Annotated in this window: 21 protein-coding genes and 5 pseudogenes; 13 read left to right on the forward strand and 13 right to left on the reverse strand. The window is 70.1% G+C overall.

The genetic code is table 11. From position 1 onward, the window contains the following. Positions 1–451: 451 nt before the first annotated feature. Complete coding sequence (locus D1J63_RS35555) at positions 452–745, forward strand: DUF1330 domain-containing protein (protein WP_125634757.1); 294 nt, start codon at positions 452–454, stop codon at positions 743–745. Positions 746–826: 81 nt separating this feature from the next. Here the strand turns inward: D1J63_RS35555 and D1J63_RS35565 are convergent. After that, positions 827–1753 (reverse strand): annotated as a pseudogene (locus D1J63_RS35565) (DUF475 domain-containing protein); the annotation flags it as partial. Here D1J63_RS35565 and D1J63_RS37620 point away from each other — a divergent pair. From D1J63_RS37620 to D1J63_RS37425, 6 genes and pseudogenes are all read left to right on the forward strand, one after another. Further along, positions 1740–2078, forward strand: a pseudogene (locus D1J63_RS37620) (aldehyde dehydrogenase family protein); the annotation flags it as partial. The pseudogenes D1J63_RS35565 and D1J63_RS37620 sit on opposite strands and share 14 nt — an antisense overlap. Before the next feature lie 20 nt (positions 2079–2098). Continuing rightward, positions 2099–2260 (forward strand): annotated as a pseudogene (locus tag D1J63_RS37625) (aldehyde dehydrogenase family protein); the annotation flags it as partial. 56 nt (positions 2261–2316) lie between these two features. Beyond that, positions 2317–2445, forward strand: a complete 129-nt coding sequence (locus D1J63_RS37630) for an aldehyde dehydrogenase family protein (protein ID WP_269671202.1) — start codon at positions 2317–2319, stop codon at positions 2443–2445. A 23-nt stretch (positions 2446–2468) separates the two neighbouring features. Beyond that, positions 2469–2927, forward strand: coding sequence for a cupin domain-containing protein (locus tag D1J63_RS35575; RefSeq protein WP_125634759.1), 459 nt, complete (start codon positions 2469–2471; stop codon positions 2925–2927). 20 nt (positions 2928–2947) lie between these two features. Continuing rightward, positions 2948–3244, forward strand: a complete 297-nt coding sequence (locus D1J63_RS35580) for an antibiotic biosynthesis monooxygenase family protein (RefSeq protein WP_125634761.1) — start codon at positions 2948–2950, stop codon at positions 3242–3244. A 140-nt stretch (positions 3245–3384) separates the two neighbouring features. Continuing rightward, a pseudogene (locus D1J63_RS37425) lies at positions 3385–4005 on the forward strand (IS5 family transposase); the annotation flags it as partial. Between the two features lie 96 nt (positions 4006–4101). Here the strand turns inward: D1J63_RS37425 and D1J63_RS35590 are convergent. Beyond that, on the reverse strand, positions 4102–4848 hold the full coding sequence (locus D1J63_RS35590) for an aldo/keto reductase (protein WP_125636059.1): 747 nt from the start codon (positions 4846–4848) through the stop codon (positions 4102–4104). Positions 4849–4979: 131 nt separating this feature from the next. Here D1J63_RS35590 and D1J63_RS35595 point away from each other — a divergent pair, with 131 nt between their 5' ends. Next, complete coding sequence (locus D1J63_RS35595; protein ID WP_102927346.1) at positions 4980–5411, forward strand: helix-turn-helix domain-containing protein; 432 nt, start codon at positions 4980–4982, stop codon at positions 5409–5411. A gap of 66 nt (positions 5412–5477) precedes the next feature. On the opposite strand, the pseudogene D1J63_RS36960 reads toward D1J63_RS35595, so the two are convergent. Both D1J63_RS36960 and D1J63_RS35605 read right to left on the reverse strand, forming a co-directional pair. Continuing rightward, a pseudogene (locus D1J63_RS36960) lies at positions 5478–5656 on the reverse strand (transposase); the annotation flags it as partial. Positions 5657–6417: 761 nt separating this feature from the next. Further along, positions 6418–7050 carry a DUF2461 family protein gene (locus D1J63_RS35605; protein ID WP_240798869.1) on the reverse strand — a complete coding sequence of 211 codons (633 nt, stop codon included), beginning with the start codon at positions 7048–7050 and terminating at the stop codon, positions 6418–6420. 355 nt (positions 7051–7405) lie between these two features. Here D1J63_RS35605 and D1J63_RS35610 point away from each other — a divergent pair, with 355 nt between their 5' ends. Further along, complete coding sequence (locus D1J63_RS35610) at positions 7406–10150, forward strand: LuxR family transcriptional regulator (RefSeq protein WP_241235654.1); 2745 nt, start codon at positions 7406–7408, stop codon at positions 10148–10150. Between the two features lie 112 nt (positions 10151–10262). On the opposite strand, the gene D1J63_RS35615 is transcribed toward D1J63_RS35610, so the two are convergent. The 3 genes from D1J63_RS35615 to D1J63_RS37435 all read right to left on the reverse strand — a co-directional run bounded on the left by D1J63_RS35615 (position 10263) and on the right by D1J63_RS37435 (position 12401). Further along, positions 10263–11474 (reverse strand): globin domain-containing protein, encoded by a 1212-nt coding sequence (locus D1J63_RS35615; protein ID WP_125634765.1) that lies wholly within the window; start codon positions 11472–11474, stop codon positions 10263–10265. Positions 11475–11640: 166 nt separating this feature from the next. Beyond that, positions 11641–12099, reverse strand: a complete 459-nt coding sequence (locus D1J63_RS37430; RefSeq protein ID WP_241235655.1) for an alpha/beta hydrolase — start codon at positions 12097–12099, stop codon at positions 11641–11643. Next, positions 12096–12401, reverse strand: a complete 306-nt coding sequence (locus tag D1J63_RS37435; RefSeq protein WP_232249396.1) for an alpha/beta fold hydrolase — start codon at positions 12399–12401, stop codon at positions 12096–12098. The genes D1J63_RS37430 and D1J63_RS37435 overlap by 4 nt, the downstream gene beginning before the upstream one ends. Positions 12402–12852: 451 nt before the next feature. Here D1J63_RS37435 and D1J63_RS35625 point away from each other — a divergent pair, with 451 nt between their 5' ends. Further along, complete coding sequence (locus D1J63_RS35625) at positions 12853–13197, forward strand: hypothetical protein (protein ID WP_125634767.1); 345 nt, start codon at positions 12853–12855, stop codon at positions 13195–13197. Between the two features lie 26 nt (positions 13198–13223). Here the strand turns inward: D1J63_RS35625 and D1J63_RS35630 are convergent, their stop codons facing one another. The 3 genes from D1J63_RS35630 to D1J63_RS35640 all read right to left on the reverse strand — a co-directional run bounded on the left by D1J63_RS35630 (position 13224) and on the right by D1J63_RS35640 (position 15484). Next, on the reverse strand, positions 13224–13508 hold the full coding sequence (locus D1J63_RS35630; RefSeq protein WP_164713123.1) for a winged helix DNA-binding protein: 285 nt from the start codon (positions 13506–13508) through the stop codon (positions 13224–13226). Between the two features lie 395 nt (positions 13509–13903). Further along, positions 13904–14395, reverse strand: a complete 492-nt coding sequence (locus D1J63_RS35635; protein ID WP_164713270.1) for a hypothetical protein — start codon at positions 14393–14395, stop codon at positions 13904–13906. Positions 14396–14581: 186 nt separating this feature from the next. Next, positions 14582–15484 carry an RNA polymerase subunit sigma gene (locus D1J63_RS35640; RefSeq protein ID WP_125634773.1) on the reverse strand — a complete coding sequence of 301 codons (903 nt, stop codon included), beginning with the start codon at positions 15482–15484 and terminating at the stop codon, positions 14582–14584. A gap of 203 nt (positions 15485–15687) precedes the next feature. Between D1J63_RS35640 and D1J63_RS35650 the strand changes: the two genes are divergently transcribed. Beyond that, positions 15688–16467: an alpha/beta hydrolase gene (locus D1J63_RS35650; protein ID WP_125634777.1), complete on the forward strand. Its 780-nt coding sequence runs from the start codon at positions 15688–15690 to the stop codon at positions 16465–16467. A gap of 95 nt (positions 16468–16562) precedes the next feature. Continuing rightward, on the forward strand, positions 16563–17918 hold the full coding sequence (locus tag D1J63_RS35655) for an FAD-dependent oxidoreductase (protein ID WP_125634778.1): 1356 nt from the start codon (positions 16563–16565) through the stop codon (positions 17916–17918). A gap of 40 nt (positions 17919–17958) precedes the next feature. Here the strand turns inward: D1J63_RS35655 and D1J63_RS35660 are convergent, their stop codons facing one another. Next, a complete protein-coding gene (locus D1J63_RS35660) occupies positions 17959–18507 on the reverse strand; it encodes a hypothetical protein (protein WP_125634780.1) in 549 nt (182 codons plus the stop codon). Between the two features lie 193 nt (positions 18508–18700). Then, positions 18701–18949: a hypothetical protein gene (locus D1J63_RS35665; protein WP_164713124.1), complete on the reverse strand. Its 249-nt coding sequence runs from the start codon at positions 18947–18949 to the stop codon at positions 18701–18703. A gap of 382 nt (positions 18950–19331) precedes the next feature. Between D1J63_RS35665 and D1J63_RS35670 the strand changes: the two genes are divergently transcribed. Next, positions 19332–20210 (forward strand): RNA polymerase subunit sigma, encoded by an 879-nt coding sequence (locus tag D1J63_RS35670; RefSeq protein WP_125634784.1) that lies wholly within the window; start codon positions 19332–19334, stop codon positions 20208–20210. 41 nt (positions 20211–20251) lie between these two features. Here the strand turns inward: D1J63_RS35670 and D1J63_RS35675 are convergent, their stop codons facing one another. Further along, a complete protein-coding gene (locus D1J63_RS35675; protein ID WP_125634786.1) occupies positions 20252–21157 on the reverse strand; it encodes an RNA polymerase sigma-70 factor in 906 nt (301 codons plus the stop codon). Positions 21158–21221: the final 64 nt, after the last annotated feature.

A 21221-nucleotide genomic window follows, 5' to 3' on the forward strand; every position in this document is an offset into this window, starting at 1 on the left:
AGCCGCGAACCCGGCGGCCGGGGAGTGGTGTTGGTCGTGTCATCCGCTTCCCTTTCCAAAGCGTCAATGTTAGCGTCTCACTATGCCTCTGAAATCGAAGCGGTCGGCCGCGCATCGAACCGCTGTCGTCGCCCTGTGGTGAGGGAGCTGGTGAGGCCCTCGGGCTCCTCGGGCATTCACCCATCCAGCCGTTCCGGGTGTAGGCCCGCCGGCCCCAACTCGCCCGCTCCATGGGGCTGGACGCGGTACAGCTCGCGTCCCTCGCAGGGGGAAGGCCGACGGACGACTGTCGGCACACCGACGATCACGCCGCGCTCCAAGCGGTCGACGAGCTCCACGCGAACCTTTGATCCGTCCGGCGACACCCGGGCGAACTGGTCGCTGGCGCCGATGAGGATGCCGCAGTCGGCCTGGGTTGTCAGATGCACTCATCCCAACACTGGAGGTTCCCATGCCCAAGGGCTACTGGGTCAGCGTCTACCGCACCATTTCCGACCCCGAAAAGCTGGCTGCTTACAACGAGTTGGCGCCTCTGGCTGTCGAGCCGAGGGGCGGCCGGACCCTCGTCCGTGGCGGTCGGGTCGTGGCGCATGACGCCGGAATCGCCGAGCGCACCGTCGTGGTCGAGTTCGACAGCTTCGAGCAGGCCGTCGCGGCGCGCGACAGTGCGGCCTACCAGCAGGCGTTGGACGCCCTCTCCGACGGCGTCGAGCGCGACTTCCGCATCGTCGAAGGCACCGACTGACCGCTACGTCCAGGCCGTGACCGGGACCGAGGCGCGCATTCTGGACACCCGCAAGACGGCGCCGGGCCTGCGCGTCCTGGGTTACGGGGTGCGGACCGCTCCAGTCTCGTTGTCTTTGCTCTCACCCTCTGCCGCTGCCAGTGCGCGGTTGCGGCGCACCGAGGACCAGAAGGACCAGGCGATGAGGGCGACGCCGACGAGGCCGGTGATGACCTCGTGGATCTCGTACTGGATGGTGACCAGCAGGATGATCGAGAGGGCGCCGATGGCGTAGTGGGCGCCGTGCTCCAGGTAGACGTAGTCGTCGAGGGTGCCCTGGCGGACCAGGTAGACCGTGAGGGACCGGACGTACATGGCGCCGATGCCCAGGCCGAGGGCCATCAGGACGATGTCGTTGGTGATGGCGAAGGCGCCGATGACGCCGTCGAAGGAGAACGACGCGTCCAGGACCTCGAGGTAGAGGAACATGAAGAACGCGGCCTTGCCGGCCAGTTTGACGGCCGACCTGGGCTTGCCGGTGCGCGCGGCCGCCTCTTCCTCCTCGTGCTCGCGTTCCTCCTCCTCTTCGAGTTTGTCCTCGAAGTAGCCGGAGAGACCGCCGACGATCATGTAGGTGATCAGACCCGCGATACCGGCGAGCAGGACCGTCTCCGCCTTGTCAGCATGGGCGCCGCCGTGCTGGTGGGCGTGGGCGCCGAAGGTGATGGCGGAGACGAGCAGCACGATCAGGGCGATGCAGACCGACAGCATGTCGACCTTGCCGAGCTTGGCCAGCGGGCGCTCCAGCCAGGCCAGCCACTTGATGTCCCGGTCCTCGAAGATGAAGTCGAGGAAGATCATGAGGAGGAACATGCCACCGAAGGCGGCGATCGACGGATGGGCGTCCGTCACCAGCTCCTGATAGCGGTCCTTGTCGGTGAGCGCGAGGTCGACGGCCTCGATCGGACCGAGCTGGGCGCTGATCGCCACGATCACGACCGGGAACACCAGGCGCATGCCGAACACGGCGAAGCAGGTCCTGGAACTCGGCGGCTCGGACCCCTTCGTCGTCCTTGCCGACGCCGACGTAGAGGCCGCCGCCGTCACCGCCGTCAAGGCCCGTCACGTCAACGTCGGCCAGTCCTGCGTCAACGCCAAGCGGTTCATCGTCGAGGAGGCCGTGGCCGACGCGTTCGTCCCCGCCTTCACGGCCGCCGCCGCGAAGCTGAAGGTCGGTGACCCGACCGACCCCGAAACCACGATCGGCCCCATGGCCCGCGCGAACCTCCGCGACACACTGCACGACCAGGTCCGCCGTATCGTCGACGCCGGAGCCCACCTGCTCCTCGGCGGCGAGATCCCCGACGGGCCGGGTTGCTACTACCCGCCCACCGTCCTCGACCACGCCCCCCCGGGACGGCCGCCTTCGACGAGGAGACCTTCGGCCCCGTCGCCGCCATCACCCGTGTCGCCGACGCCGACGAGGCCATCGCCCCGGCCAACCGGACGGAGTACGGCCTCGGCGCCGCCCTGTGGACCAGTGACCTCGACCGAGCCCGCCGTCTGACCTGCCTCCTCGACGCCGGCGCCGCATGGTCGCCTCCGACCCGCGGCTGCCCTTCGGCGGCATCAAAAGGTCCGGCTACGGCCGGGAGCTCGGCGGGGAGGGCATCCGCGAGTTCGTCAACACGAAGACCGTCTGGATCGGCCCGGCCGTCTGACCACCCCCACCTGGAGAAACACCGTGCACCACCGCCCCACGGACCAGCCCTGCTTCGCCTCCTTCGAGCCCGCGGTCCTGCGCCCGGCCGAGCTGACCGCCTTCAGCCGCGGCGGCGGCGCCCGCACCATCCCGCTGGTCACCAGGGCGACCGGCGCCGAGGTCTTCGTCACCGGCCAGGCCCTTTTCGACGGCGGCGCCGGCATCGCCCTGCACACCCACAACTGCCCGGAGAGCGTCACCATCCTCGAAGGCGACGCCCTCGTGGAGATCGACGGCACCGAACACCACGTCACCCGCTTCGACACCACCTACGTCCCCGCCGGCATGTCCCACCGCTTCCGCAACGCCTCCGCCACCGAGCCGATGCGCATCCTGTGGATCTACGCCACGGTCGACGCCACCCGCACCATCGTCGAGACCGGCGTCACCGCACGGGTGGACGCCGAGCACGCCAAGGCCACGCCTCGCGAGAACGACTGACACCAGGAGGGAAGCCACCCGTGATCACCGAGATCGCCCGGATCGAGATTCACCCCGGCCAGGAACGGGAGTTCGAGGCGGCCGTCGCCAAGGCCCTTCCCCACTTCCTCGCGGCCGACGGCTGCGACGGGGTCGACCTGTACCGCAGCGTCGAACACCCCTCGCGCTACCGGCTGATGGTCCGCTGGGAGACCGTCGAACACCACACCTTCACCTTCCGCGACTCCGAGGGCTTTGCCAAGTGGCGGGCTCTGGCCGGACCCCACTTCGCGGCTCCGCCGCAGGTCGAACACGTACACTCCGTCCTCGCCCCATGACGCCGGCGGCCGGGACAGACCGGGTCCCGGCCCACGCGGAGGCATCTTGGCGGATCGGTGAGCGCGAGACCTTCAGCTGTTCTGCCAGGGCCCGTTCGACTAGGCCGTTTCGTTTGGATCAGTCGGTCGGTGGTCCGGGTGTGCCGTTGACTGATGCGCGGTGGGCGCGGATCGAGCCGTTGCTCCGGGACCGGACGCCGAAGCGGGGCGGCCGCCGGCGGGATCATCGTGAGGTGATCGACGCGATCGCCTTCAAGTTCCAGACCGGAACGCAGTGGTGCACCTGCCGGAGAGTACGGCAACTGGCGAGGCGTCTACAACCGGCTGCGGACGTGGGCCGTCGACGGCACCTGGGAGCGGGTGTTCACCGCCCTGGTGGCCCAGGCCGACGCGGACGAGGACGTCAGCTGGGCCGTGTCCGTGGACTCCACCATCGTGCGCGCTCACCAGCACGCGGCCGGGGCCCGCAAAAAGGGCCCCGGCCGGCGAACCGGACGACCACGCCATCGGTCGGTCCGGGGGCGGACTGACCACGAAGATCGACCTCGCCGCCGACGACCGCTGGCCTTCCACCGGAGGTGGTCCTGGCCGACAAGGCGTACTCCTCCCGCGGGATCCGCGACCACCTGCGCAGACGCGGCATCCGCGCGGTGATCCCGGAGCGGGCCGACCAGCAAGCCAACAGGCGGCGGCGCGGACCGGCCGGTGGCCGACCGCCCACCTTCGACCGCGAGGCATACAAGCAACGCAACACCGTCGAGAAGACCGCCACCATCTACCTCGCCGGACTTCACATCGCGGGCATCTTCCTTTGGTCCGCCCGATAACCAGGGCTCGGCCACCGACCCGCGTGTTGTTCAGTGGCCTATGTTGTCCAGTTCGGCCACATCGTCGTCTGAGAGGGCGAGGCCGGCGCCTGCGATGTTCTCGCGTAGGTGAGCGGTAGAGGAAGTACCGGGGATGAGCAGGATGTTCGGCGAGCGGTGCATCAGCCATGCCAGCGCTACCGACATGGGCGTCGCCTCCAGTCGGTTCGCGACCTGTGAGAGGGCCTCGGACTGTAGCGGCGTGAAGCCTCCCAGGGGGAAGAACGGCACGTAGGCGAGGCCATCGGCGGCGAGGTGATCTACGAGGTCGTCGTCGTGGCGGTGGGCGAGGTTGTACATGTTCTGCACGCACACGATCGGGGCAATGCTGCGGGCCTCGGCGACCTGCTCCCCGGTGACATTGCTGACGCCGAGGGATCCGAGATTCTCATGGACCTGCTTGCGCAGGTCCTCGGGACGCCGGGCCGTGGGCCAGCCGCCCTGCGCGTCGCGCGTCGCACCCACCTTGGTGGCGATGAACAGCTGCTCCGGGTAAGGATGCAGCGCTTCACGGATCAGCTCATTGGTGAAGCGTGGTCCGTAGGCGTCGCTGGTGTCGATGTGGGTGATCCCGAGGCTGACCGCCTCGCGCAGCACGGCCAGAGCACCGTCGTGATCGGCGGGCGGCCCCATGACCCACGGGCCGGCGAGCTGCATCGCGCCGTAGCCGAACCGGGTGACGGACGAGTCACCCAGAGTCCAGGTTCCGCCGGGAAGAAGTGCGGAGGGTGTGTTCATCATGGTGCCTTTCACTTCATGCCAGGGGGTGGTGTCTCCAGCTCCCTTGCACCAGTGTTGGAGAGAAACTTCCTGCCGGGAAGTAGGCACTCTGAAGTGCGTAACAGCCCAGAAGGTGAGAGGCGAGATCAGTGACGACGAAGGCCGACAAGAAGGCGCAGGCCAAGGCGGAGTACAACGCGTTCCTGGCGGTGTGCCCCAGCCGTCAGCTCCTCGACCGGATCTCAGACAAGTGGGTCGTCCTGATCCTGTGTGCACTGGGCGGTGACACACCCGAACAGTCCGGCGCATCGCACGCCCCGAAGGCGATGCGATACTCCGAGCTGGCCCGGCTACTGGCTGGCGTCAGCCAGAAGATGTTGACTCAGACCCTACGGGCCCTCGAACGCGACGGCTTGCTCGTCCGCACCGTGAAACCCACGGTCCCTGTCACCGTCACCTACGAGCTGACCGACCTCGGCCTCTCACTCCATCACCTGACACGCGGGCTCAGGCAGTGGGCCCAGACCCACATGGAACAAGTCCTCGCCAATCGCGAGAACCACGACGCACGAGCTTCCTAGCACGGCAGCGTTCTCGCCTCTGCCACCGACCTGACCATGAGTGTGGTGCAATCGAAGGTGGCGGAGGCATATGTGGCTGCAGGCTAGGTCGAGAAACCCCTGGTGGAGGTGGGCGCGGCGTTCGTAGCGGTGCGGAGCCGTTTGAACTGATGCAGCCAGGCAAACGTGCGCTCGAACACCCAGTGGACCTTGCCCAGTCCGGAGCCGTGGGCGATGCCCCATCGGGCGATCATGGGTTTGATGCCGGGCGGAGGAGTGGGCCAGTTCCTTATCCAACTCGCCGTTGCCGGCGGCGCGCACATTACGGCGATCACCTCACCGGGAGAACCCGAGGAGCACCTGGCCTCGGGGATCGCATGGCGGATGCCTCGTCCATTCGCGGCCGCCCCCTATGACGCGGCGGACGGCGGGACTTTCCGCGCGCCGGCCGCATGCCGCCTCTGTCGGACGTCTCCGACCAGTCACGCGAGAGCCAACGAACCAGGGGGCGACACCGGCACGCTCAGCACCTGCGATGCCACCACGCCAACTCCGGGTCCTCCATCGGCTCGTGATGGGTTCGCCCGAGGAGTACCGCGTCCAGGCGCTCGACCTGCACTCGAAGTTCGCCGGCAGCATGTGGCGGAAGCATGAACAGTGCGTCTTGCAGCTTGTCCCGGGCCCAACCCTCGCCGCAGCAGGGGCAGGTGAACTCCGTCTCACATTGCCTCCACCGGCGCCTCGTGCCGTGGACGCGTACGGACCACACACTCAGCGCCACCGCCACGATGCCCGGAGACAATCGCTCCCGTTCGAGCACACGGACAGCGGCATTCGCCGCTCCCGACAGACCTGGGACATCGCGATACCGCACCCACGGTCCGCCCCAGCGGCGCTCCCGCGGCCGAAGTGAAGCCGGTGTTCTACGAGGCACGGCCCCTTCGGATGCAAGTCATGGAGGGCATCCTCCCACAATCCAAGATCGGGCCGGGCAGAACATAGTCCCTGGTTGCGGCTGAAGGTGATGTCAGGCGGCGCCTTTCACATGGCGGACCAGCCACATCAGAAGGGCGTCCAGGTCGGCGGCGGCCGAGAGCACCCGGTCGACCGCCTCGGGAGTGTGCAGCCACTCCTCGCAGCCGAGGGGCCGGGCGGCGATCAGCGAACGGTGGCGCAGCAGGTCCATGCGGGAGTGGTCCGTCGGATAGCCGCGCGGGGGGCGTTTCATCACGTCCCCGGAGATGTCGTAGCCCCTGTTCCGCAGGTCCTCGACGATGGCGGACAGTTCGCGGCCGCTCCCCTCGGCGGCCACGGCCTTGCGGAACATGTCCACCTGGCCGGGATCGGGGTACCACCAGGCGCCCTGGATCCGCAGGCCGTCCAGGTCGAACCGGAGGCCGATCTCGATCTTGCGGCCGAGTCGGATCACCGCGCCCTGGTGCTGCCACCACCAGGAGTTGGTCCGGTAGTGCCAGACGGAGAAGTCCTCGTACCGGGGGTCGGTGTCCGCGACCTCGTTGAGCAGGGCGATCATCGGCTGCCGGACCAGACGTTCGCGGTCCGCGCGGTGGCGCTCCCGGATCGCATGGGTCGGTTCACCCTGGAGCTGCCACAACACATCCAGGGCCTGCTCCGGCCAGCCGGTGAATCGTCCACGCATGCGCGGAGGATAGCTCACCACGATCCGTGCTCAGAGAGCCCTGCTGGGGGCTGTCCTGGAGGCTCGTTGTGCCCCGCACGATCTGGTGCAGCCGTATGCGCTTCGGCCTAGGGCCTATCTCTTTGGTCAGCTTCGGGCACCTCCCCCGATCTCAGCTCTTCATCATGGTGACCGAGCTGTCGACTGCCCTCTCTCCGGTGACACCCCGACGCCGAGACGGACGGTCGATGCTCACCGTGCTCGGCACCGCGACGCTCGGCGGATCAGGTCGACGCTCCGATAGAATGCGCGGTCGAAAGACATGGCGGAGCGGTACTTCCCGGCGAAGGCGGACATGGTGCCTGACATCGCGCCCTTGCGGGGACGACACGGCGAGCTGGCGGAACTGGAAGCGCTGGTGAGCCGTGCCCGAGGCGGACGCGCCGGTGCACTGGTCGTCTCCGGTGAGGCCGGTGTCGGCAAGACCGCGCTCCTCGACCACCTCACAGCACGGGCTGCGGCACACGTCCGCACCGAGCGCGTCGTCGCCTCCCAGTCCGAGATGGAACTGGCCTATGCGGGCCTCCAGCAGCTCTGCGGACACATGATGGGTTCCGCCGCCCGATTGCCGGTCCCGCAGCAGGAAGCGATCGAGGTGGCGTTCGGCCTGCGCAGCGCGGCTGCCCCGAGCCCGTTCCTCGTGGGGCTGGCCCTGCTGGGGCTGCTCACGGAGGCTGCCGAGGAGCAGGCGCTGCTGTGCGTCGTCGACGACGCACAGTGGCTCGACCAGGCGTCCGCACGAGCCCTCGCCTTCGCTGCCCGGCGCCTGGACGCGGAGGGCATCGCCTTGGTGCTTGCCATGCGGCAGGTCGACCCGGTGTTCGCGGGCCTGCCCCACATGATCGTCGAAGGGCTCGGCCACGAGGATGCGTGCGCACTGCTGCGCCTTGCCGTGCCCGGTGGTCTCGACCTGCGGGTACGCGACCAGTTGATCGCGGAGGCCCGCGGCAATCCCCTCGCCCTGCGCGAACTCCCCCGGGCCCTGAGTCCGGCCCAGATCGCCGGCGGTTTCACCCTGACAAGTTCCCTGCCGCTGGAAAGTCGCATCGAGCAGAGCCTGGTCGTCCAGCTCGCCCCGCTGCCCGCACCGGCACGCCTGCTCCTGCTGCTGGCGGCCGCCGAGCCCACCGGTGACCCGGGGCTGCTGTGGCGTGCGAGCGCCGTGCTGGGACTGGGGCCGGAGGCCTTCGACGCGGCCAAGGACGCCGAGGCGTTCGTCGTCGGCACCCGTGTCGGCTTCCGCCATCCGCTGGTGCGGTCGGCCGTGTACCGGGCGGCGTCACCGGCGGACCGGCGTCGCGTCCACGCCGCTCTCGCGGACGTCACCAGCGCCGAGCACGACCCGGACCGCCGGGCCTGGCACCGGGCCAGCGCGACCCTGCAACCGGACGAGGAGGTCGCCGCCGATCTGGAGAAGTCCGCCGTGCGTGCGCGCACCCGCGGCGGAGCGGCGGCCGCCGGCGCGTTCCTGGAGCGGGCGGCGGAGCTCACGCCCTCGCCGTTCCACCGCGGGCAGCGGCTCATCGCGGCCGCCGAGGCCAAGCACGACGCGGGCGCGTCGGACGCGGCCCTGCGCCTGCTCGGGTCCGCCCGCGTCCTCCCCCTCACCGCGCTCCAGGAGGCGCTCGTGGTGCGGCTGCGCGCGCGGGCCGGATACGCGCTGCGGCGTGACCGCAGCGGGGCCCAGCACCTGCTCGACGCGGCACGGGGACTCGAAGGACTCGACCCGGTCCTCGCACGCGACACCTACATCGAAGCCCTCGCGGCGGCGACCTACGGCGGCAGGCTCGGTGACGCCGAGCAGGTGACCGCCGTCGCGCGCGCGATCCTCGGCGCCACGTCCGCCGCCGACGAGACCGACCGGGCGCGGGACCTGATCCTGCGCGGGCAGGCGCTGCTCGCCACCGAAGGGCAGACGGCGGCGCTCCCCACCCTGCGACGGGCGCAGCGCGCCTTCCTCGAGCAGGCGCCGGACTCCCTCGAACTGCACTGGATGTGGTTCGCCTCCCGCGCCGCCCAGGACCTGTGGGACCCCGCCCGGCTGCGTGCGCTCGCCGACCGGCAGGTCGAGCTCGCCCGTGCCGAGGGCGTCGTCACCGTACTGCCGATCGCCCTCAGCCTGCTGATGCTCGTGCAGATGACCGACGGCGACGTGGACGGGGCGGAAGCCTCCTGCGACGAGATCGACGCCATCAAGGAGGTCACCGGCAATCCGCTGCCGCCGTACGGGCGGCTCCTGCTCGCCGCGTACCGGGGGCAGGCCGACGAGGCGGAGCGCCTGGCCGAGCGGGTCCGGGCCGACGGGCTCGCCCGCGGGGAGGGACACGCGCTGAGCGCGGCCAACTTCTCCGAGGCGGTCCTCTACAACGGCCTGGGCCGCTTCGCCGAGGCGGTGGCCAGCGGTCGGCGCGAACTGCCGTACACCCACGAACTGAACCTCGCGATGCGCACACTGCTCGAACTGGTGGAAGCGGCCGCGCACACCGGTGAGCGCGCGCTCGCCGAGCAGGCACTGGAGCAGTTGGCCGGCGTCACACGGCCGGTGGGCACCAGCTACGCGCTGGCCGTCCTGGCGATGGCCGAGGCGCAACTGCGGGCGGGGGACGAAGCCGAGCGGCTCTTCCTGGACGCGATCAAGCGCTTCGAGCACGAGCGGATCCCGATCTGGGTGGGGCGTTGCCGCCTGCTGTACGGCGAGGCACTCAACCGTCAGGGGCGGTCCGCCGAAGCGCGCGAACAGCTCCGCACCGCGCACCGGATGCTGTCAGCCCGCGGATTGAACGGATTCGCTCAGCGCGCCGCGGACGAACTGCGCGCAAGCGGCGAAACCTTGCGGGTCCACACACGAGAGGCGGCGGCGCGGCTTACCGAGCAGGAGCTGAACGTGGCGCGCCTGGCCCGCGAGGGGCTGACGAACCGGGAGATCGGCGCCCGCCTGTTCATCAGCGCGCACACCGTCGAGTACCACCTGCGCAAGGTCTTCGTGAAGCTCGGCATCAAGCGGCGCACCGAGCTGAAGCCCGCCCTCGCCGGACTCACCGCGACCGCGTCGAGCGCATGAACTCCCGGAGGCGGGCGCCGGACTCCTCTCCCGCTTCAGTACGCGGGCGACGGCCGGCGCCCCGCGCAGCCGACCGAACGCCCGCCCGCTCACTGCCCGGCGGCCGGCGCTGCTACTTGCTGAGCCACAGGTCGGGGCCGAACACCTCGTAGTGGATGGCCCTGGGGCTCAGCCCGTGGGCGAGCAGGTCGGTGCGCACGGCCTTCATGAAGGACAGCGGTCCGCACAGGAACGCGGTGGTGCCGGGGACAGGGGACAGGCCGGTGAGGTCGGCCCAGCCCTCGTTGACGTGGTCCGCCGCGGCGTCCGGGTGGTTCGCGATGTCCTCGTACCACAGGTGTAGTGAGGCATGGGGCAGCCGCTCGACGAGCGCGGTCAGTTCGAGCCGGTGCGCGTGGTGAGCGGGGGAGCGGTCGGCGTGGACGACGGTCACCGGACGGTCGGGCGCCGCGATGGCCAGATGCTCCAGCATGGCCAACATGGGGGTGACACCGATGCCCGCGGAGGCCAGCAGGAGCGGACTGTCGCCCTCGGGCAGCAGGAGGTCACCGAAGGGCAGGGACACCCGCAGGACGTCACCGGGGCGGGCGTGGGTGTGCAGCCACGTGGAGACCTCCCCGTCCGGCACCTGCCCGTCGAGGGACCGCTCGCGCTTCACGGTGAAGCGCCAGGTCCCGCCGCCAGGGGCGCTGGAGAGGCTGTACTGCCGTATCTGGTGTGCCCCGTCCGGCAGTTCGGCCTGCACGCTGACGTACTGGCCGGGGACGAAGGGGCGAGTGGGTGAGCCGTCGGCGGGGCGCAGGACGAAGGAGGCCGTGTCAGGGGTCTCCTCGTGACGTTCGACGATCTCCATGCTCTGCCAGACGGAGCCGTCCTCGACGTCGGCCCGGGTGTACAGGCGCGCCTCCATGGCGATGAGGGCGTTCGCCATGAGCCAGTACACCTCGTCCCAGGCGGCCGCCACCGTCGGGGTCACGGCGTCGCCGAGCACCTCCGCGACGGCCGCGAGGAGGTGACGGCCGACCAGGGTGTACTGGTCGGACGTGATGCCCAGTGACGCGTGCTTGTTCGCGATGCGGCCGAGGACGGCGTCGGGCCGCTCGTCCGGGTGTTTCACGAGCGTGGTCGCGAAGGCCGCGACGGCACCGGCCAGCGCCTCGCGCTGGACGCCGCTGGCCTGGTTCGCGCGGTTGAACAGGTCGCGCAGGAGCTCGGGACGCTCCTCGAACATGCGGCGGTAGAACAGGTCGGTGATCGTGCCGAGAGAGGCTCCGACGGCGGGGAGCGTGTCGCGGACGATCAGGGCCGACTGACTGGAGAGCATGCCTACTCCAAACTGGAATCTGTGATGCTTGTTATCCGGCGTGCCACGGACCGCCTGTGCGGCCCGTCTTCTCAGTGAGAGACCGGACAGCGGCCGAATTTATGACGGCATGTCAGAAATCGGCCGCTGACGGACGATGCGAAAGCCGGAGACGGGGCGGCCGGAGCTATGAGTTCCGAGGTCCGCGGACGACCCCCTGGGCATGGAGGAACGCGAGGACGGAGGCGTCGAACCGTGTCGGCTGTTCGAGGTGCGCGAGGTGACCCGCCTCCTCCAGGACCGTCAACGCGGCGTTGTCCAGGCCCTCGTGCAGCAGAGCGGCCCATCGTGGCCCGCAGATGAAGTCGTGACGGCCCGCCAGGACCAGGGCCGGTGGGGTGAGGAGGGGCAGTTCGTCCCGGACGTCGAAGGGGGGCTCCTCCCCCAGGGAGGGAGCCGCGTACATGCGCAGCGTCCGACGAGCGGGCGCGAACTCCGTCTCTCTGCCCCAGTAGTCGTGGAGATAGGCCGGCATCAGTGTGCGCAGGACGGCGGTGGCGCCGTCGTCGTCCAGCAGACCGAGACGCGTGGTGAGGGTGGCGGCGTAGTCCGCGACCTCTGGATGGTCCTCGACGTGGTCCTTCACGAACCGCTCCATGGCGGTGACTGCCGCCGACCAGAACTCCTCGTCCGCGACCGGTGAGTGTCGTAGAGAACGAGGGCAGTGACCTGTGCGGGATGGTCGAGGACGTACCGCTGGGCCACGAAACCACCGTGGGAGTGACCGAGCAGGGCGAACCGCGGCACGTTCAGGTGTTGGACCACCGCGTGCAGGAAGTGCGCGTACGTGGCCACGGTGTAGTCACGCGGATCAGGGAGCCGACCGGAGTCGCCCGTGCCGACCGGTTCGACGTAGACCATGGTCAAGGAGTCCTCGAGACCACGCATGCGCAGGTACTCCCAGCCGATGCCGGGTCCGCCCGGATGAGCGAGGCATACCGGGCCCGAGCCGGCGACGTGGTAGCGCAGTTCGACACGGGCGGGACCGTGTGGAACGGTGATCGTGTGTGTGCCGGGAGACAGGGGGGCGGAGGGATCTTGGGGTGTGCGCGGGAGAATCCCCGGCCGGTGCGTGTGCTTCACGTCGTCCCATGATCCGCGACGGGCAGCGAGATCACAAGGCGAACACAACGAGCCTTCACACTGTTATGCACTACATCACGGCTGAACGGACGTCTCGCCGCCCCCTCTCTCGCGAGCGAGGGATACGATGGTGTGACACGATCTGCCGCACGCCCGGGCACCGCCACGGTGGCCTTCCGCTAGGCGGTGGCCTCCCACGCGGCGGTGGCCGCGGCGTCGCGGGCATGAGGCGGCACACCTATGGCTGGAGCACACCATGGATGCGAAGGACGAGGCCGAGCGCGGCCTGACGGTCATTCAGGACTACCTGTACTGGGGCTCGCACCGCCGGGCCGCTCACCGCCGCGCGGCGGAGTTCGCCGCACACGTGCCCGGACTCAGCGAAGGACAGAAGACCGACCTGGAGTGGTGGTACGTCGAGGAACAGATCAGGGTCTCCCGCGCCATCGCCCATCACCTCACCGATCAGATCGCGATGGTGGAAGCGCGGCACACCAGACGCTATGCCCGGCTGCGCCGGACGTCCGGCGTGGCGCTGGCCGCCCTCGCGGCGACCGTGATCGTTCTGCTCGTCTCCCTCGTCTTGGTGGCGGCGGGCTGAGCGGCTCGGCCCGCCGCACCCGCGGCTCACTCCGACGCCTCCAGGACGAGCAGCAGTTTGCGCAACGCCCCGACGACGACGAGCCGCTCCCGCGAATCGAGCACGGACAGCAGCTCACGCTCCACAGCCAGGTGATCCTCCAGTCGGCGGTCGAACTCCTCCCGCCCCCGCGCCGTCAGGCTGACCAGCGAGCGCCGCCGATCGTCGGGTGACGCGGTCCGGACGATCCAGCCGTCCTGCTCCAGCCGGGCGAGTACCTCGCTGGAGGAGACGTCCACGCCCGGTCGGCGTTCCGCCCACTGCCGCAGCATGGCATCCACACTGTCCCCACGCTCCGGGCACGGTTCGACCGCGGGCCGCGGCGCGGGCTCATCCGCCGAGGGGGAGAGGTTCGGAGACACGCACGGGTCGTTCACGACTACCAGTATGGAGCGCCGGGAGTGGCCTTTGGTCCAGCCGGCGAGCCATTCGCGCTCACACCGTTATGGAGGACGACGGAGGCGGCAACGACCGTGTCTGCAGAGCGTGTGAAAGTGGGCTACACTGTTCACAGTGTTCACGGCGCTGGGTTGGACACCCCACACGGCGCCGGGAATGCTCCCCTGCCACTTAGAGCCTGGCGGGGGTACTGTGCCCCGGGCGCCCACCGATCCCCCGCGAGTCGGCGTCCGGGGCCAGTCTCGTGGGCCGGAGGGACCGCCCGGGATCATCCGGCGCGGTAGAGACCTCGACCGCTGCGCCGGACCCGCGAGGTGCCGACGAGCCGGTCGAGCGTGCTGCGGACGGCGTTGATGCTGCCGCTGTCGGTGGCCCGGCCCAAGGCCACCGCCACGTCCCGGGCGCGTACGTCGGCGTCGCCGACCTGCGCGAAGTACTCCAGGATCTGTTCGGTCAGTCTGCCGTACGTGCGCTCTGTGCCGGCTCTCGGTCGGGTCGCCGGCTGCGCCGGACCTGTGACACGGCGCCGAGCAGCGCCGCCGGCGGTCTCGGGTGCGGCCTCGGAGGCCGGTGCCGCCGCGGGGGACGCCATGACGACTTCCAGAGCCCTCAGCGCCCGTTGCACGGTGTCGAGATGAGCGACGACGGCGGCCAGCTCCCTCTCCAGCGCCCGCCTCTGCAGCTCCAGACGGCTGAGATCGGCCTGGAGGCTCTCAGCCGTGACTTCGATGTCGCGTGTCGAGCGAGATGCCGGAACCATGTTTTCCTTCAAGGTGTGCTGGAACATCGTCGTCGGATGGATCGCGTTGTCACCGTGATGAAGATGTGATGGCGGTTCGGTGGAAGCCCACCCTGCAATTCTTGCCACTGACACGTGGAAAGCGCAACGGGTGAGCACACCTGGGGCACCGTGTCCCCCGGCCGGTGGCACCTTCCGGCCGCCTTCTCAGACGTGCCGGACCGCTCCGTGTCCGTCGGCGGGCGGCCGGGGGCGGTTCCACCCGCGCAGCTTGTCGGGATTGAGGACGGCCCAGACGTGTGTGACGCGCTGGTCGGTGATGTCGAAGCTGATGACGGCAGCGACCTGGTCGTGGTGGCGCACGACGATCGCGGTACGACCGTTGGCCGCCTGGAGGTGGAGGACGGTGCGGGGGCGGGGGGCGAGGAGCGTGAGGAGGGTCCGGGCGACGTGCTGGTCGCCGTGCACCGGCCTGGTCAGAGCACGGATCTTGCCTCCGCCGTCGAAGAACGCGATGGCGTGCCGGGACAGCAGGGGCACCAGATGCCGCGGGTCGTTGAGCACGCAGGCCTGCCGGACGGCGCGGACGATCCTGTCGTGGTGGTCCGCCGGAGTGGGATGCGCGCGGCCGGCACGCAGGCTGCGGCGTGCGTTCTCGGCCAGCTCGGCGCACTCGTGCGGGGTCCGCCCGACGATGTCGGCGACCGTCCGAGGGGGCATGGCGAAGACGTCGTTGAGCACGAAAACCGCCCGTTCGGACGGGGAGAGGGCGTCCAGGGCGTTGAGCAGGACGTCGCCGACCTCCTCCGAAAGAGTCCGGTCGGGCTCGATGCGGATGCCGCCGCCCGCTTCGCCCGGGCCGGGCACCCGGCGTGCGGGTGCGGACAGGCGCGCCAGACAGACGGTGCCCGTGCTCTTGGTCAGCCAGACACGCGGATCGCTGATGCCCGACCGCTCGTCGTCACTCAGGCCGTACCACCGCCGGTACGTCTCGGTGACGGCTTCTTCGGCCGTCGGTCCGGCGCCCAGCATCCAGCGAGCGACGTCGATCAGATGCTGTCGCTCGTCCAGCAGGTCCGCTAGCGGTGTCGTGTCACCGGTCCCACCCATGAGGGGTCCTTCCTCTACCGGCACCACAACGCCACCACCGCGGTCGGCTGGCCGTGCCCTCGGCAGAGCAGACCGCGCAAGCGCGGATCGTGTGACAACAGGCGACCACGCGAGAGTCGGAAACTGAGGCGGAGGAGAGGTGGAGGCGGAGGTGGCGATGGCGGCGGAGACGAAAGGACGATACAACCGTGTGACACCATGAGATGTCGCCGACCGTACGCGACCTCGTCCCACCGACGAAAGGGTTCACCATGCCCGCGATCCTGATCCACGGCGTTCCCGACACCCACCATGTGTGGGACGGGGTGCGCCGTCATCTGACCAGCTCCGACGTGGAAGCCTGGGACTTGCCCGGCTTCGGCGCCGGGCGCCCCGCCGGCTTCGGTTCGACCAAGGAGGAGTACGTCGACTGGCTCGTGCGGCGACTGGAGCGGGTCGGTGAGCCGGTGGACCTGGTCGGGCACGACTGGGGTTGCATCCTCACCCTCCGCGTCGCCTCCCTGCGCCCTGACCTCGTCCGAACCTGGGCCGGAGGCAACGGTCCGGTCAACGCCGAGTACGTCTGGCACCCACTGGCCAAGATCTGGCAGGACCGGGTCCAGGGCGACCGGTACATGGCCGAACTGCGTGCCGAGCCCTTCGCGGAGGAGGTGGCGGCCGGCTTCGACGTACCCCTCCACCTGGCCAGGGAGATGGCGAGCCGCGTGGACGAGCCGATGAAGGACGCGGTGCTCAGGCTGTACAGGTCGGCGCTCACCGTGGGAGCGGAGTGGGAGCCGGAGCTGTCCGCGGTGTCCGCGCCGTGCGTCGTCTTCTGGGGCGCCCGGGATCCGGCCTGCCAGATCGAGTTCGGGCGCAGGCTGGGTGACTCCCTGCACGGTGAGGTGATCGAGATGGACTGCAACCACTGGCCGGTGCTCCAGCGCCCGGCGGAGGTCGCGGAGATCCTGGAGAAGCACTGGAGCGCGCACGCCGCCGCCTGAGGGGTGGGCGGGCCCACCAGGACCGGGCCGGTGCTGTCACACGGTGCGGTGCCGGCCGGTCTTGAAGGGTGAAACCAACAGAAACTGAGGACACCGTGCGTGAGATCCTGATCGTGGGCGGCGGTTACGCGGGCTTCTACACCGCGTGGGGCCTGGAGAAGAAGTTGCGGCGGGACGAGGCCCGGGTCACCGTCGTCGACCCGCGCCCCTACATGACGTACCAGCCGTTCCTGCCCGAGGTGGTCGCCGGGTCGGTGGAGGCCCGTCATGCCGCGGTCTCGCTCCGGCGGCACCTGCACCGCACCCGCCTGATCGCCGGTTCGGTCACCGAGATCCGCAACAGCGCGCACACGGCGACGGTCCGGCCGCCGTCCGGGCCGGAGTTCGACCTGCACTACGACATCCTGGTGATGACCGCGGGCGCCGTCACACGCACCTTCCCGATCCCGGGGCTGAGTGACCAGGCGTACGGGCTCAAGCACGTCGAGGAGGCCGTGGCGATCCGCGACCGGCTGCTCACCTCCTTCGACCGCGCGGCGACCCTGCCCCACGGGTCCGAACGCCGTCGGCTGCTCACCGCCACCGTTGTCGGTGGCGGGTTCTCCGGGGTCGAGGGCTTCGGCGAACTGCTGAGCCTGGCCTCCGCGTTGCTCAAGCACTATCCCGAGATCGGGGCGGAGGAACTCGCCTTCCACCTGGTCGAGGCACGCGGGCGCATCCTGCCCGAGGTCACCGACGGGCCGGGGGAGTGGGTGGTGCGCTCGCTGGAGAAGCGGGGTGCGCGGGTGCATCTGAACACCCAGCTCGTCTCAGCGAAGGACGGTCGCGTGGTGCTGTCGGACGGATCGGAGTACGACTCGGAGCTGCTCGTGTGGACGGCGGGCAACGCCGCCAACCCGATCGTGCACAACCACACCGACCTCCCCGTCGACGCACGAGGACTGCTGATGGTGCGCGCGGATCTCCGCGTCGGGACGGAGAGCGAGGTCGTGGCGGACGTCTGGGCGGCGGGTGATGACGCCTCCGTGCCCGATCTCGCCGTCGGCCGGCCGGACGCCCGCACGGTGCCCAACGCCCAGCACGCAGTCCGTCAGGGCAAGCTGCTGGCGAAGAACATCCTGGCGTCACTGCGCGGTCGGCCCGCCAAGGACTATGTGCACCACAGCCTCGGTGTGGTGGCGACCCTCGGGCTGGGCCGTGGCATCTTCCAGTATCGGCGTCTGGTCATCAAGGGATTCCCGGCGTGGCTGATGCACCGTGGCTACCACGTACTGGCCGTACCGAGCTGGGAGCGCAAGGCACGGGTGTTCGCCGTCTGGGTGACTGCCGCCTTCTTCGGCCGCGACGTCATCTCCCTCGCCTCGGTCCAGCACCCGAGACAGGCCTTCGTCTCCAGCGGTGACCCACGGCGAGGCGAGAAGCCCGCGGACACGGACGCCGTCGCCGGATGACCCGCGGGATCCGTGAACTCCGGGGACACGGCAGGGTGGATCAGCGCTTGGCGGCGCGGTACAGACCGCGGCCCACCCGGCGGACACGGGACTGGCCGACCAGACGGTCGAGCGTGCTCCGGACCGCGTTGATGCTGCCACTGTCGGTGTCGCGGCCCAGCGCGGACGCCACATCCCTGGCACGGACGTCGGTGTTTCCGGCCTCCGCGAAGTAGGCCAGGATCTGTTCGGTCAGCTTGCCGTACGACTTCGAGCCGTCGGAGTCACCGGCGCTGGAGGCGTCCTCCGCACGGTCCCCGGCACCGGCGCTTCCCTCCGCCTGGACTGCGGACGGCATGGGTGCGGGTGCCACTGGCGCCGGCACCTCCGCGACCACGTCCTCCGGCCGGGTCGCCGAGGCGGAAGGAACGGACTCCGGCATGAGGGCCTGCAGGGCACTGAGGGCCCGTTGCACGGAGCCGAGGTGAGCGGTGACCGCGGCCAGTTCCCGCTCCAGTGCCTGCTTCTGGATCTCCAGCCGCGCCAGGTCCTCCTGGAGGCCCTCGGCGGTGATCTCGATGTTGCGAGCCTTGGGGGTCACGGAGACCATGCGTTCCTCTCGTTCTCACCCCTCGTTCCGGCGGGGCCGCCCGATGCGGGCTCCGTCACTCGGCCCGGCACCGGGGGCAGGATACCCGTACTGCCGGGAAACGGCCCACGTCGGGCGGCGAGCGCGGCGTACCGACGGCGCGACGATCACAATGTCCGTCGCAACGCGGCACCGGGCCCACCCGTCCGCCGTGTCAGGCACGGCCCCGCTTCGGGAGGTCGGGCCCGGTGCCGCTCTTCCGTTCCTCGGGCGTCTTGCCGTCGGTGGGCCCGGTCGCCGGGCGCTGCAGTCGCCGCAGGGTCTCGGAGACCGCGTCGATGCGTGCGTCCACCGAGTCGATCGCCTCTCGGAGCAGGCTCAACCGCCCTTCGAGCAGGGCGGCCTCCGCCGCCAGCGACGCGGTGGCGGCGGGATCGGTCTGCCGGTCAGTGCTTCGGGACATCCCTCGTCCTTCCTCAGCTCGGGCCGTCGGCTCGTGAACCGTCGACATCGCATTGACCGGACAGTGACGAGCGCTGTGACAGCGCTGTGCGACGCGTCATGTGAGGCACGCTGATTCCGTCCGGGAAAGGGGTGTGTGAGTGGCCGCCACGGGTAGGAGGACCGCGACGGCTTGCCCGTACGACACAGCACGCGGTACCGCCCTCCGACGTAGCATCCGACAGAGTGTGACCGTGTGAAGGTGTGTGGCGTCGTCCGGGCAGCCGGGGACATGGATGCGGTCGTTGCGGTGCCGCGGGTAACGTGGCGATGCGCGCGACGCGGGAACCGCATGCGGGAGGCGAGTCGTCACAAGGACGGGTCGTTCAGGAGGAGGAGTCGGTATGGAGCCGGTGGTTGACACCATGCCGATCGGGGAGCTGCTCGACGAGCGGCGACACCTGCTGGACGTCGCGCACTGGATGCTGGGCAGCGGCAGTGTCGCCGAGCACGTCACCGACGAGGCGTACCGGGAGTGGTACGCGCTCTCCGAGCACCAGCGGGACCGCATAGGCGCCCCGCGGGCCTGGCTGACCCGCGTCGTGGGCAGCATCTCCCTGGCGCGGCTGGCCCTGTCGGATGGTGACCGGGGCCACCGGGGTCCCGTGGGGAGCAGTGGAGGGTCCGGTCCGGCTCTGGAAGACGATCTCGACGTGCTGTGGGCCGGGGCGCTGGACGCCCTCACCCCCGCCGAGCGAGCGGCTCTCGTACTCAACGAGGCCCTCGGCGGCGCGGCCGGAGACCGCGTGAGCACCGTGGGACCGGCAGGCCCGGACCGGCCGCGACCGGTGGACACCGAACCGTTGGACAGAGCCCGGCACAGCCTGCGGGTCAGGGCCGCACGGCCCACGCCGTCGCACGTCGAGGACGCACTGGTCGACGCCGTACGGCAGGCGTGCGCCGACGAGGACGTGGACCGTCTGGCCGGTCTTCTGGACCCCGACGCCGTCGCGTTCTACGACGGCGGAGGCAAGGTCCGTACACTGACACGGCCCGTCGTCGGCGGCCCACGGGTCGCCCGGAGTCTCCTGACCCTGCTGGCCCGGCACCCGCGCACCACTGTGCACACCCGTCCCGTCAACGGGCGCACGGGTCTCGTCGCACGCTACGACGGCCAGGTCGCCGCCGTGGTCTGCCTCGACCTGGCCGGCACACGCGTCGTACAGGTATGGGCCGTCCTCAATCCCGACAAGTTGCGCTCCTGGAACAGCCCTCGCGCCTGACCTACCCGTCCCGCGCCTGACACAGCGCGTCCGTGGCCCGCTCAGACGCAGAGGGCGGGCGCGGAGCGGTGACGGGTGCGGGAGTCCAGGAAGGCGGCGATCTTGGCCGGGTTGAAGACCCACATCACCTGGTGAATGCCGCGGGACGTGGCCGCGACCGTCATGAAGGTGGCGGGGCGGCCGTCCCTGTGGATCAGGATGCCGCCGCGTCCGTTGGCCTCGACCGGTTCGGCCTCGACGGTGGGCCAGAACCGCGGGTGCGCGGTGGACAGGTTCGCCACGCGGGCACGGCCCAGGACGGGCACCCGCGCCGCTCCCCGGATTCCGTTGCCGTCGGACAGACTGACCGCGTCCGGGGTGAGCAGTGCCTCCAGGCCGGCGACGTCACCCTGCCGGGCGGCGGCGACGAACGTCTGGAGCAGCGTCCGGTGTTCGGCGGCGTCGACGCTGTCCCGCTGGTCTTCGGTGAGGTGCTTGCGGGCCCGACTCACGATCTTGCGGACGTTGACGGGGCTGAGACCCAGGATGCGCGCGATGTCGGGGTAGGCGTAGTCGAAGGCCTCCCTCAGAACGTAGGCGGCGCGCTCGGTCGGGGAAAGCCTCTGCAGCACCAGGAGCAGGGCGAGCTCCAGTGCCTCCGCCCGCTCGGCACCGACCTCCGGGTCGTTGCTGGTGTCGACGGGCTCCGGCAGCCACGGACCGATGTAGGTCTCGCGGCGGACGCGGGCGGACTGGGCCACGTTGATGGCCAATCGGGTGGTGGTGCTCGACAGGAACGCCACGGGGCTGATCACGACGGTGCGGTCGGTGCGCTGCCAGCGCAGCCACACTTCCTGGACGACGTCCTCGGCCTCCACCGCACTGCCCAGCACGCGGTAGGCGATGCCGAAGAGGCGGGGCCGGAGTTCGACGAAGACGGAAACGGCCTCGCTCAGGTCGCCTGCCACGGGGGTCGCCTCTGGATGCATGGTCCCGGGTCTCCGTTCTCTGTTGCCGGTGTGTGCGGAGGCG

This window comes from Streptomyces sp. KPB2, assembly GCF_003950055.1.
Classification (GTDB): Bacteria; Actinomycetota; Actinomycetes; order Streptomycetales; family Streptomycetaceae; genus Streptomyces; species Streptomyces salinarius.

Coding starts and splice junctions, on each gene's coding strand:
- D1J63_RS35605 (WP_240798869.1), bottom strand. CDS start 7,050: ATGCGTGGACGATTCACCGGCTGGCCGGAGCAGGCCCTGGATGTGTTG.
- D1J63_RS35625 (WP_125634767.1), top strand. CDS start 12,853: ATGGATGCGAAGGACGAGGCCGAGCGCGGCCTGACGGTCATTCAGGAC.
- D1J63_RS35640 (WP_125634773.1), bottom strand. CDS start 15,484: ATGGGTGGGACCGGTGACACGACACCGCTAGCGGACCTGCTGGACGAG.
- D1J63_RS37435 (WP_232249396.1), bottom strand. CDS start 12,401: ATGCGTGGTCTCGAGGACTCCTTGACCATGGTCTACGTCGAACCGGTC.
- D1J63_RS35615 (WP_125634765.1), bottom strand. CDS start 11,474: ATGCTCTCCAGTCAGTCGGCCCTGATCGTCCGCGACACGCTCCCCGCC.
- D1J63_RS35660 (WP_125634780.1), bottom strand. CDS start 18,507: ATGGTCTCCGTGACCCCCAAGGCTCGCAACATCGAGATCACCGCCGAG.
- D1J63_RS35590 (WP_125636059.1), bottom strand. CDS start 4,848: ATGAACACACCCTCCGCACTTCTTCCCGGCGGAACCTGGACTCTGGGT.
- D1J63_RS35670 (WP_125634784.1), top strand. CDS start 19,332: ATGGAGCCGGTGGTTGACACCATGCCGATCGGGGAGCTGCTCGACGAG.
- D1J63_RS37630 (WP_269671202.1), top strand. CDS start 2,317: ATGGTCGCCTCCGACCCGCGGCTGCCCTTCGGCGGCATCAAAAGGTCC.
- D1J63_RS35650 (WP_125634777.1), top strand. CDS start 15,688: ATGTCGCCGACCGTACGCGACCTCGTCCCACCGACGAAAGGGTTCACC.
- D1J63_RS35630 (WP_164713123.1), bottom strand. CDS start 13,508: ATGCTGCGGCAGTGGGCGGAACGCCGACCGGGCGTGGACGTCTCCTCC.
- D1J63_RS35635 (WP_164713270.1), bottom strand. CDS start 14,395: ATGGTTCCGGCATCTCGCTCGACACGCGACATCGAAGTCACGGCTGAG.
- D1J63_RS35555 (WP_125634757.1), top strand. CDS start 452: ATGCCCAAGGGCTACTGGGTCAGCGTCTACCGCACCATTTCCGACCCC.
- D1J63_RS35665 (WP_164713124.1), bottom strand. CDS start 18,949: ATGTCCCGAAGCACTGACCGGCAGACCGATCCCGCCGCCACCGCGTCG.